The following is a 203-nucleotide window of genomic DNA, read 5'->3' on the forward strand; positions in this document are numbered from 1 at the left end:
CGCCAGTATTCCAGGCCAAGGCGCCACAATGAAAGCACTCGTCGTTCTCTGAGGCTGTTGCTTTGATATCACCGCTCCAAGTTACTTTTTCGAGCCTGAAGCCCCGTTAAAAAGAGCAGGTAATTGGCGAGAACTGCAATCAACAGCAGTATCTCAATACGATGCAGGCAATGGCTGCGATGTAGATTCAAGCCCAATCCCAA

General features: G+C 49.3%; 1 pseudogene. It reads right to left on the reverse strand.

Annotation, left to right across the window (positions count from 1 at the left end):
- A pseudogene (locus M9827_RS27965) lies at positions 1-203 on the reverse strand (IS4 family transposase); the annotation flags it as partial.

Source organism: Pseudomonas sp. AKS31 (assembly GCF_023634765.1).
GTDB lineage: Bacteria > Pseudomonadota > Gammaproteobacteria > Pseudomonadales > Pseudomonadaceae > Aquipseudomonas.